We start from the raw sequence: 11,906 nt of genomic DNA, 5'->3' as shown, positions 1-11,906 counted from the left end.
TTTTCAAGCGAAGCTGTCAAGGTAGTGGGGCCTAGGCGGCGCTGCAGCCGCAGGCGCCGACTTACCACCGGACGACTTTCTGAGGTGATAGGTGACGCCCTGGCGCACCTTAATCTCGCAGCACCAGCAGATCTTGAAGCTGACCTCGATGGTACCGCGGCCGATCATCGTGCCGTCGTCGCGGTAGACCAACTCCATCAGCAGCGACAGGCCAATGTTGAACCGCCCTAGGATGACGATGCCGCCGCGCAGCAGGAAGATAACAGCGATCGAGAAGTTCGCGCCGCCGGGGCCGCCGCTTTCGAATTCGGCGTAGGCGCCGAACATGGCGAAGACGAAGCCGCGGCAGGGGCCGAAGGCGAAGTCGAGCCCGAGGCCTGCCGTCAGCCCGATCGATACGGCGGTGGACAGTTTGCCAGAGGCGGGGAAATACCTCGCCCTCGTCTCCAGCCAGCCGCCGCCTACGAAGATCCAGACGCGCAGCACGAACGGCTCGCTCTTGCGTCCGAGAGCGAGCGTCGTGGAAAGAGCGAAGTCGCCGCGCCTCCCGCCGCTGGCCCTACTGGTGGAAAGCGCGAAGGAACTGGAGAAGCGAAGTCCAGTCGCCGAGAAGGCGCCGAAGGAAAGGGGCGGAAGCGGCAGATCGATCCGGGCCGCAATACCAGCCGGCAGACCTTCCTCCTCCAGCATTTCGAGGAAGAAGCCGCTGTCCGATTCGCCGTAGGACTTGATGAGGTCGGACAGGAACCGGATCGACCGGTCGAGGCGAACGCGGCGCGGATCAATGTCGACATCGAGGCCCCTGCCATCCTCGAAGAGCACCCGCGTCCGTTCCAGCGTTACGAGTGGCCGGCCGCTGAAGGCGAGTTCCCAGTCGCCGGTGATCTCGGCCCGGGTGGTCTTTTTCGTGACGCCGTCGGGCGTGGCGGCGAGGTCGGCGAGCGCGTCGAAGCGGCCCTGCACCATCGACAGCTTCAACGGCCCGGCGTCGAAAATCTCGGATCGATCCGGAAATGCCGCCGCGGCCTCGGCCTTCGCCCAGGCGGTGAGGCTTGCTTTGTCGAAACCGTGCGTGAGCTTGACTTTGTCGTTGAGCGACGGCGGCATGCGCAGGTTCTTAAACAGGCCGTCGAGCTTGAGGCCGCCGAGATCGGGAAACAGCTTGCCGAAGTCGAAATTCTCCATGCCCTTCGGAACGAGGCGCTCAAGAATCTCGTCGGTAGGAACGCGGATGCCGAGTGCCTTCAGGTCGTCGTCCAGCCGGTTCATCAGCGCCACCACCGGCGACGTGCGAATCGCATCGCGGGCGTCGTCGAAGAAATACGCGATCCGCTCGCGATTGAATTTCAGGTTCGGCAGCATCGGCGAGGTGCCGGCGGCGCGCACTAGCGCCAGCGTCTCGCCAGGGTTCTGGAACGTAGGTGCGCCCGACAGCCGTCTGTAGCCCTCCTCGAGGACGCGGATGTCGTCGGCGACAGCCGGCGGAACGGCGTTCCGCAGACCATCGACGATCGCATCGGCGCCGCCCTTAAGCTTTGCAGCGGCGTCCTTGACGATTTGCGCTAGGTCGCCGGCCTTGTTCCTGAGCACGGCGATGCCATCGTCGATGGCCCGCACGAGTGCGGATTCGAGGGCGTCGATCGTCGCCGCCGCCTGGTTCTGCGCCAGCGCGATGTGGTTCTCGATCGCGGTCTCGGCCTCGGCGACCGTGTTGCCAACCTCGTCGAGCAGCCCGCCGACGGCGCCCTTCAGGCCGTCGACCGTCTCGCGCACGTTCCCCTTGAGCTCGTTCGCCCTCACCGCCACCAGATCGAGCTTCTCCACGACCTTGTCCCGGATAACCTCGATCGGGTCGGCCGCCGTCGCGCAGATATCGTGTATCTCGAACATGATTTGGCCGAGAAAGGCGTCGAGATCGTTGGTGAAAGCCGCCAGCGCGGCCGCGGAATCCCGTATTACGCCCTGCCCTAGTCCGGCCAGCGTCCCAAGGTCCGTGCCGGCCTTTGTGACGGCGGCAATCGCGCCGCGCATCGCCTCCTGAATTGGCTCAAGCGCTTCAGCAGCATCGAGGCCAGTCGTCTGGATCGTTGCGAGTACTTCGTCGTGCAGCGATACGAGTGCCGCGCGCAGCCCAGTCAGGAAACCGTCTAGCGCCATCAGCGTCCCGTCCGCCTTGGGGAAAACCACTGCCTTCTTGATGGAAAGGGGCAACTGGCGACGGGCGTTCGTCGCCAGCGCGTCGATCGTCGTCAGCACGCCGCCATGGAAGGCCTCATACTGGTTGATCAGCGAGCGCAGGTCTTTATTCGCTTTGGCGTCCTGCAGGCGTCCATCAAGCTCTTCGGCCTCGGCCTGAAGTTTGCGCAGCGCGGCGCCCATCCCCGCGCGGACGTCGCCGAGCGCGCCTTCTAGGCGGGACAGGCTTTCGCTCACGCGGCCGACGCCGCCGACGATCGTGGCGCGAACGGGCGCGAGTGCCTCCTCTATCCGCCGCGCCAGGATATTGGCAATGCCAGCGTTTACCTCCGAGGGCAGCGTCTGCAAACCGGCGACGACCTCGCTGATGGTTTTCGAAAGAGTGTCGGCGCGGGCGAACAGCACCGCGTCGACCTCCTTCCACAGCCGCTCCTTGGCGATCTCCGGCGCATCGGTCCAGCCCGGTTTCGCGGCCTGCATTATGCCTCGCGCCCTCGCTGCGGCAGCCGCGATCATGGTGCGGGCGGCTGCAGCTTCACGATGGATCACGGTCTTGATTTCGCCGAGGCGATCGACCTCGGCGTTGAGCGCGGCCTCGATCTCGTCGCCGCTCTTGGTGGCGAGCCGCGGCAGGCTGGCGAGCGCCGCCCGCGCCGTCGCGAGGCTGCCGTCGAGAACGCTCTCTAGCCGCCGCGCCTCGGCGAGGATGCGCTCGAGTTCCTGGCGCAGGGCCAGTGCCTGCCCGGCCGCACCGCCGTCCTTGCCGCTCGCCCTGGCGCGCATCATCGTCACGTTGTCGAGCACCGCGCCGATCGGCTCGGCCTGCGTCCGCCCGTTCACCAAATTGACCGCGGCGCCGGCGGCGTCGAGATCGAAGGTGCAGCGCGCCAGAAGCGGATCGACCACGACCTCGTCGGTCGCCTTTCCGTCCGGGTCGGCCGCATCGATCACCGGCTGGCCGACCGGCAGCGGCGGCGGAACGTTGACGAAGTCGATGTCCTCGCGCGGCGCCCACGCATTCGGATCATCGCCTTCGCCCAATCGCGTCGAGGTGTAGAAGACGAGCTGGCCGGGGTCGCTGAACCGCGACGGCGTGACCGCCGCCGCATCGGCATGGGCGGCTGCGAGCTGCAGGCGGACGTCCGGCTTCGGATAGAGGTCTTTGTCGGCGTCCTTTCGCCAGAGCGGCACGATCCAGCCATCCTCGATGTCACGACCCCACCGGCCATCGACCGGAATCCGCCGGGTCCGGAAGAGGCAGGCCTCCACGAAGCCCGGCGACCGCGGCGCGGCGCCCTTTTCCGGATAGGCGCGCTCCGGTTCGATGATGTCGATGTATTCCTTCGCCTTGCGCCCGAGCGGTCGGCCGAAGTGCTGGCCGTCTTGCTGGCCGAGAAACTGGTCGTGTGGCAGCACGGTGCGCTCGTAGACGATGACGTGCTTGGCGATGTTCCAGAAGACGCCGATGCGGCCGATGCGCTCGACGGCATAGGTGTGGGTTCGGCCGAAGCTCGTGTCGGAGACAATCCGCGTCTTGCCGTCGGCGAAGAAGGCGCGCACGAAGCCGGAGCCGCCGAGCGCGGAAAAGCCGGGTTTGACGATCTGGCCGCGCGTGCTGGTCCGGTTGCGCACGACCTCGTTGTAGATCTGCTCGGACTCGAATCCCCGGGTGGCTCCGCCACGGAAGCCGGCGGAGGGGCTCGCCGGATTCCACGGTTCATCGTCCAGCGCCGCATCCGCCCGCAGCTCGAACGCCACCTTCTCCTCGATCGCGAGCGGGTTGTCGCTGCCCTCGCGGTAGGCTTCAAAATGGGCAATCCGGGTGCCGTAGGCCTTTGAAAACGAGGCGGACAGGTCGCGGAACCGGTCGTAGAGTTCGGCTTCGACGAGCGGCTGCGGCGAGGCAGTCTTGCCTGGTTCCGGCTCCGGCATCGTGCGCGTAATGCCGCGCGGCCGCGCCGGCAGCGGATCTCGGATGCCGCCGATTCGGGAGCCGAGCTCGGCAAGCCTGAGCCCGGGTGCGGTGATGCGACCGGCAAGGCCGTAAAGATATTCGAAACGCGCCTTCTTTATGCTGGCGCCCGGCGCTCTGTCGCCGGCGAAACCGAGCACCCGGCGAACGTTCCAGGGCGCCTCCGCATAGCGCTGCCGGTAGTAGGAGGCTTGCAGCGCTAGCCGTGAGACAGTACTGAGTCGGAAGTCGATCGCCACCGCCGCCGCTCCCGCCGGCGAAATCGTCGTCCACGGCTTGCCCTTCTCGAAGGCCTCGCCTGTCGCCTGAGGCGGGAAATAGAGATCGAAGCCGTCGGTGATGCCCAGGATCTCCCATTTCGCGCCGCCCGCCTCAGAAAGCTCCCAGTTGGCGATCTCGCCATCGTACTCCTGAGCCGCCTCACCATCCACGCCAAAGGTTGGCACGTCGATCATCGACACTGCGAAGGGTTCGGGATCAAGGACGATCGTGCGTTTGCGGGGACGAGGCGCTGTTCCCTTCTTGGCTTGCGGCATCCGCGCGCGGTGGAGGGTCAGCGCTACCCGGCGGTTCCGGTTCGGTGCGGTGATTTCCTCGCCGCGGAGGAAGAAGGGCGTACCGTCGGGGGCGGGATCGCGCCCTCCATCGACGATCACCGCCGAAACGTCCCGTGCGAGGTCGCGGGCGATCCGCCGCTCGCGCGCCACCCGCTCGTCGCCCGGATCGCCAGGGCTGACATCCGCGTGCAACAAATCCTCGACCACCGCGTCAAAGGCGAGGCCGGCGTCGGGGACCGGGTCCTGCGCACCGGGCCGGACGTCGTGCAGGTCGAACCGTTCGATCCGCGCGCGGATGCGCGGCAGGGCCTCGCCGCGTCGTGGCAACCGCGCCCTGCCGGCCCGCCCTTTCGGGTCGTTCCTGTCGACTGCGGCGGGATCGACCGGTTCGAACGTAATCGCGTAATGGATGCGAAGCTGGCCGGCGTCGTCCTGTCGGGATGCCGGCACGTCGAGATCGAGCGCGCCGATGCGCATCCTGCCTCCCGAGCCTGCCGCACCGCTCCCCTCCGCCTCGATGGTGACGCTTATCTCCCCTGTGCTCGACCGCAGAGGCGGGGCATCGAACCATTCGAAAGTCTCCGCCATGCTCTTTTTTTCGACAGTGACCCTGACGCGGCGGACGACTGGCTTGCCCTCGTGCGTGAGCAGGCCGGGGAAGGTGGCGTCAGCGAGGAAGGTCGCACTTTGCCCGACAGGCCGGATCGCCGCGACAACAATGTCGGCGATCTTCTCGCTCGTCGCGACGTCGGGCTGAACGACATCGAACAGGGCCTCGAAATCGCCACCCCCCGGCGCGATCGGGCTGACATTCGTCAAGAGGGGAACGAAAGAGAGGTCGGCCGCGTCGCTGATCGTTCGCAGGGCGCCGAGATAAGGCGGCGCGATGCGCCTGTTCCACACCGTTTCGAAGATTTGCGGGGGCAGGGGCCCGACGCGCAGGTAGCAAAAATATGAATTCGTCGCCTCCGCCTCGCCCGCTCCCAGATCGGGCTGGTGAAAGGCGTCGGGGATCAGGTCGAAGTCGATGTCCCGCTCGACGCGGATGACGGTATCGACGTCGCGATCGGGCTCATCGAGGATAAGCCGCGCCGTACCCGCCGCTTCGGCCGCGGCCGGGCCGACCCGGATACGGGCGCCGAACGCCAGGAACCCACAAGCTGTCGAGCCGCGGTCCGCGCGACGGATGCCGACGGGGCGGAGCTGGATGGACCGGGGATTGGGGAAACTTGGGAGATTTGGGTTGGGATTGATCGCGACGATGTCCTTGATGACCAAGCCCGTCAGGTCGCGCAGCACGCGCGGCGGTAGCGGAAAATTGTTCTTGTCGATCGCTATCGCCGCGTTGGTCGCGAAGAGATGCCTCTCAAAGTGGTAGTGTTTCGGCGGGTTTGAAAGCACATTCAGCGAAAACCTGCCAGAAAGATTGTTTTGATTGCCCGGTGCAGCCGGCGCATAGCTCTCGACGTACGCCAGTTCGACGCCGAGGGTGCCGTCCTTGGCGAACAGATCCTTCCCGGCAGATAACGTCAGCTTGAAGTTGACGATGACGCGGCGCGATTTGTCGGCGTAGCGAGCCAGGGGGATTGGCAGCCTTACGGAAAGGCTCAGCTTGGATCCCGCAAGACGGTGAAATGTGCCGTCGAGCACGCGCAGGCTCAGTCGCAGCCGGTCCGCGCTGCCATCGAAAAGCTCCACATAGTCGAACGCCATCGACGCAGTCGGGTCCGAAACGACGTAATTTCCGTCTGAGTCCAGCCCAGCTTTGAGCGCGAGCCTCTTCTTGCCGTTGCTGATCTGATAAAGCCTGAAGGCGAGTAAGTTGATCGCGCCGGGCATCGTATTTCCCCCTTCCGTACGGGCGCAACGTGTCGATGCCGGCGCAGGCGACAACGCCGCCCGCCGCATCGACGCGGCAGTTCGCTTTCGGATATCGGATCGTCGCTCCCGCCGCCGACACATGGACCGCCTTACGTCCGGGAGCTTTCGTCGCCGTGTTTTCCTTGGCGCCTCCCGCGCCGGCGCTAAAGGTGCTGAAGCAGCGGAACGAATTGTTGCCAAATCCGGGAAGCAGAAACTCGCCGTCCCGCTCCGTCGTCCCCTGCCATAAAATTCTTCAAGAGCACGCTCTTGGTGTTGCTATTGTCGTAGATCCTAGTGTCGGGCCCTCGCCAACGGCATTCCTAGACCGACATAAATTCCTTGTCTGACCAACCCCACTCGAAACCTCGTCATGATCGGTGACCTTTGCTGGCCGACCATGCTGTATGATGCGGGTTGTTGACCGGTTCTTCCGGCCAGACCTCTCAAACAGAACGAGCTTACCACTTAACTTCAGGATTGCAACCTCAGCAATAGTAAATGGCCGGATGCAATCACGACCGAAATGCGCGGGCTGCGCACATCCAACTAGGTCCGCGCGCCCTGCCCGGAGGACGGTGCCGGCGACGCGATTCATAACAAACATCGTTTGCGCTGTTCGCGGCACGAAAGCGCGCGGAACTTGCGCCGATATCACCGTCCAGCGTGGCCCACAAACGCCGGTTGCAGCAAACACGGTCTTGCCCGGGAGATCGCGAAGCTTGTAAGCGGCAAATCGAAATCGCACATCGACAAAAAGCGATGAGCAAAATATACAGACTGGAGGATCAGCCCCCCGCTCACCTCCGCCCACCCAATCGACAAAACAGTAGATGCTTCTACTACAGTGAACCTAGCGCGTTCGGCTCAGCCGCGACAGTAGATTGAATAATTCTTCGGAAGGCTAACGTTCCCCGCGAAATCAGTAATGAGTACTGTAAGATGAACTTCGTATTTACCCGATGAGCATTTCCATTCTGCAGTATATACAGCACCTACTACCTGCTGCGCCTTGCTGGATTTGATTGATGATGACGTAACTTCGATGCGCTTCGCGTCCGTCTGTCGAACGATATAGTTAACGTAAGCTGCGTCCCCTTCAGCGTCTTTGAATTTTATCGCGGAATGCACAACCTCTGATCCATTACTTTTGTCAGTAGTTGTCGTAATGTCTTCAATGACTGGCGAAGAGGCGGTTTTGGAAAGTTGTCTTTCTAACTGGGACTGAATCGGAGCTACGCGAAACATTTCTGACAAAGTCCATGTTGCTACAGCCGTTGCACAACAGGCCCCAACCAGGAAGACCAGCGGATGATCTTTCAGCGGCGTCGGTTGAGCCTTCTCCCCTGCTGCAGCCAGTGGCACATCAGACGACGAGGTCGTGCGTTTAACCATCTTGCCTGTACTCTCAATGGTAGAGCGTCAAGCGTATTACTACTTGCTTATCAAAGCAACCATGATCGAGCGCAGAGCATTCTAGATTATCGGTATGCCCCCGGTGACGACCGCCGTACCGAGGTTGGCTGGAGACTGCAAGTCCTAGTGCAAACACTAGACCGTAGGTTCGCCGCGTGAAGGTGGCTCGCCCCCGGAATAAGCTGCGGCACGGGGATTGCTCTGGATGGGCCAGAGCCGAGTCGCAAGCTTAGCGACGGCGAACCATGAAGGAAAATAGCGAAATCTTCGTCGGGCTGGACGTTTCGAAACTGAAGATTTCCGTCGCGATCGCGGACGGAATAACGGCCCGTCAAGAATCCGCCGTCTCTTGTTTGTCGCTTGCAAACTCAAGCGTCACCGACCGAAGGCGGTTCGATGACGTTTCGAACTTTACCTTCATCCCAATAAGCGGCTGCCCGGATGTCTTGGCCGCAGCAATCAAGTCGATGATCAAGTTCGACTGCGAAACAGGTTCCATGAAAACCTGGCCGGCGAGCGGGTCTCCAAATTCCGTCAAGGCACTCTCGAGCCGATCCCGATAATCATCTACACCACCTCCATTATAAGTGACAGCCCCACTAATGAGGCGCTCACGTGAAAGGGCGCCGCAAGAATAACTCTTGTCACCGGCGTGGCTGTTGATCCGGTGGATCAAGTAGATGACGCCCCAAACGTAGCTATGACTGGGGGAAAAGCCTGCATTTTTGTGTCCGTCTTTGGGATTGGCAAGTAAGCTGCGTTTCGCCGCGGCTGGAAATCCGCTGGTTGTTTCAGATGCGTCGCCAACTTCGCCCGCCCAAAGATTGGAGAGCCCGGGACCTCGTATGAAGCGGGAACCTGTCCCCGTGGGACCTGTGAATTCCTTCCACCATGAATCGTTGGGGTTGCCACATTGAAATGGATCTCTTTTCGGCTGGTTCGCTCCCAGCGTCCCGTGTCGGCTCTCTACGATGGAGACAGCACGGATAATCGACAGCAATCTGTCTCTCGCTGTCGCGTCGATTGGCTGGTTCCTGTTGTTGCCCATGCGGCAACCCAGAAAACCAATCGCGAAGTCGAGCGCGGTTTCGGCGGTTGCCCTTTGCACGCTCCAGAGTTGCGCTTCCGTCGCTGCGGCAGCCACCGATTTACGAGTACGAAGTCCCAATGTCCCCTCCCACGAGGCCCGAGTTAGAAGTGCCAGGCCACCGCGCCATATACGAAATTCTTAAACTACAAGACCAACTACCAATTCATCGCCTTCGATTTGCGAATAGATCGACGTGACGTTTTTCGTCACGCCGTCATAGGTGGTGAGATCAATCCCCGCGCTCCCATGTGATCGATATCAATCGCATCGAAATAAACCGGATATGCTCGAGAACCGTTGGATGATCACAGTTTCCCCTTCTGCGCTGCACCCCTGTCACATCGTCTCCGTGCCCAAGGGTCGAAGACTTTGTCCCGCCGACGTCCACGCCCTGAAGAGATACAGATCTGGCTAGCTGACAGCCGCATCGCCCTCGGGACAACCGGCGTCGATCCAGGCGGCGATCTCGCCGATCTGGTCGTCCGTCATGAATGGTCCACCCCCGGGCATGCGTCTGAACGGCGCGCCTGTGAATATCCCCTCGCCCTTCAATGACTGGATGAGTGCTGAACCCCCGGAATCGCCGGGGATCAGAATCCGCACGGCTCTTGCAATCCCCGGCACGTTGCCCTGCGTGAACTCGCTGTAGGTGAGCGACGACCAGAACTCCTCGTGCGGTGCGAACTCCGCATCGACGCCCATCGCCGCCAGCGTTTCGGACATGAAGGACTGGAACTCTTTATAAGAAGAAATTGACATGGCTAACCTCACTCTACAGGCGTCGCTTGGGCCGATTCCATCAGTTCCTTAAGCGCTTGGAATTCCTTCAGCTGCCTAGGCGGCATCGTGAAGCTCTCGTTCGCTCGCAACGTCTGATCCCAGGTCTTCAGCCGACCAGGCAATGCGAGGCTCGTCACCGACACGTCCGATAGAGCCGCCTGGGCCATGATGTCCCGCAACTGAGGAAAGGCCCTTGTATTCAATGACCATAGGAAATCTGTAGTCTCTCGCGTGACGTTATGGCAGTTCATGCAGCCGGTCCCAATCGATCTCTGGTCAAATGTTTCCATCGTCAGGTTGGCGAAACTCGTCGCATCGTGGTTCTTTCCCGGAAAGGTGTTCGTTGGCTTGCCGTCCTTCGAAGGATCTCCAACAGACAGGGGCCATTGTGTGACGACCAGCTTGTAGAACTGCCAGGGCGCACCTACTTCGGCGAGCAGCTTTTGATAGATGTCGTTCGTCCTTTTGGTGTTCTCGTGAACCGGCTTGATGCGGTCGACGTTGAAGGCCGCGGGAACCTGAACCGGCGGCGGAAACACATAGGGGTTCCTCGCCGGCATTGGCACACCGTCACCGGCGTTGAAGGTCGCCGGAGTCTGGCTGTGTTCTTCGATGATGTTGTCGATCTGCTCGAACGAGGACCAGATCCACTGCGGCCGACTGATGGTCTTTTGAACGATATGAAGGCCAACAAGTCCGACCTGCGTCTTCGAACACTCTTCTGCCGCAAGATCGAGAAGATAGGCATCGCGCGTGTAGAACCGTTCGGGATGGGCAACCCCCGTCATGTCGATCCACGCAGCTTTGATATCGATCGCCCCGGGCTGGAACGTCAAGGCACCCTGCAGGCTGCTGCGAAGATAAAGCTTGTCTTTCGTGATCTGGTCGAACTCGATTTTGTTGAAAGCGGTCTGGTAGCGCACATAGGTTCCGTTCTGACCTACCAGAGGTCCGACAAGCGTGCCGAAACCCGCCTGACCGAGATTGTCGAATTTCGAGAAGGCGGCAAGCACGAGATCATCGCTCGAAACGTCGTCGAGTTTGCAAGGATTGGCTCCGCCGACCGTGTTCCAGTCGGCCGGGGCAGCGCCTTTCGGCTGAAAGATCTCCCAGTCTGACTTGAAGGTTTCAAAGACGAGGGGCCGGCCGCGGTCAGAGAGCTTGGCCGCCGGATCCGGCATCCCGCGCTCGCCAGACTTGGCGGGCCAGACCAAGCCCAGAAAAGCGCGCCATGAATAGTCATCGAAGAAATCGATGGGGTTGTTGTTCCCAGGGAAGTCGGCCGGGATGCAGACATCGCTCAGCACTTTCTCACTGAGGGTCGCTTTTGGCGGCGTTGGGACAGTGGTGGGACATTGATCGAATTCTTGAGCGCGGACATGCGTCTCAGAAAACAACAAACACAACAAAAACACTGGTGCAAGAGCGCACTCTTGCGCTGCCGCACGGCGAATACTTTTGTACACGATGAATCCCCCCGAGGCTTCATTCAGCGGAATTGTATAAGGGATCAACATCCGGTCGGCGTCTCGGCGGACCGGGCAAAAACGCACTCAAACATACAAGGTTATACTTGCACTTCTAAAATGAGTTGTGAATAGGCAGCGTACACCTGTGCTAAAATATCTGTGGCGGGGTACGGCCGCTCCAATTCTGAACGATACTCGCCCTGCGCAGGTTTGGAAGGCCGGAATTGATACGCGCGTGGTTTACGAAATCGCTGAAAGGGTCCGTGAAGCAACAAGCGTCATCGAGAAATTCATCAAACTTTCCGTCGGCAATCGGCCGCAGCAGGCTCTGGATGGGGCACCTTCACGTACAATTAACCAAATGAATTAACTTCGAGAAATTTCGCAAACGGAAACTAATACGCCTCATCTTTCCGTCATCCGGACGCGGATTTCCACGAACTCTAACTATCGATAGTATTCAAGTATCGATAGTGATATGGTCAAAGGTTGACCAACTTGCCGTTTCGGCGCTATCATCGCGCAAAATCGCGAAAAGCATCAAAATTCCATCGCCGCTCGACGAG

General features: G+C 61.2%; 5 protein-coding genes. All 5 read right to left on the bottom strand.

The window, feature by feature from the left end:
* Nucleotides 1–3: 3 nt before the first annotated feature.
* Nucleotides 4–6,564, bottom strand: coding sequence for a phage tail protein (locus tag AYK65_RS18235; RefSeq protein ID WP_081159344.1), 6,561 nt, complete (start codon nt 6,562–6,564; stop codon nt 4–6).
* Between the two features lie 888 nt (nt 6,565–7,452).
* Nucleotides 7,453–7,980 (bottom strand): hypothetical protein, encoded by a 528-nt coding sequence (locus tag AYK65_RS31825; protein ID WP_139793228.1) that lies wholly within the window; start codon nt 7,978–7,980, stop codon nt 7,453–7,455.
* Between the two features lie 352 nt (nt 7,981–8,332).
* Nucleotides 8,333–9,169: a hypothetical protein gene (locus tag AYK65_RS32465; protein WP_172402014.1), complete on the bottom strand. Its 837-nt coding sequence runs from the start codon at nt 9,167–9,169 to the stop codon at nt 8,333–8,335.
* A gap of 333 nt (nt 9,170–9,502) precedes the next feature.
* Complete coding sequence (locus tag AYK65_RS18225; protein ID WP_081159341.1) at nt 9,503–9,850, bottom strand: hypothetical protein; 348 nt, start codon at nt 9,848–9,850, stop codon at nt 9,503–9,505.
* Between the two features lie 8 nt (nt 9,851–9,858).
* On the bottom strand, nt 9,859–11,388 hold the full coding sequence (locus tag AYK65_RS18220; RefSeq protein WP_139793227.1) for a hypothetical protein: 1,530 nt from the start codon (nt 11,386–11,388) through the stop codon (nt 9,859–9,861).
* Nucleotides 11,389–11,906: the final 518 nt, after the last annotated feature.

This window comes from Ensifer aridi, from assembly GCF_002078505.1.
Taxonomy (GTDB): Bacteria; Pseudomonadota; Alphaproteobacteria; order Rhizobiales; family Rhizobiaceae; genus Sinorhizobium; species Sinorhizobium aridi.
This window is presented reverse-complemented; position numbering and strand designations above follow the sequence as displayed.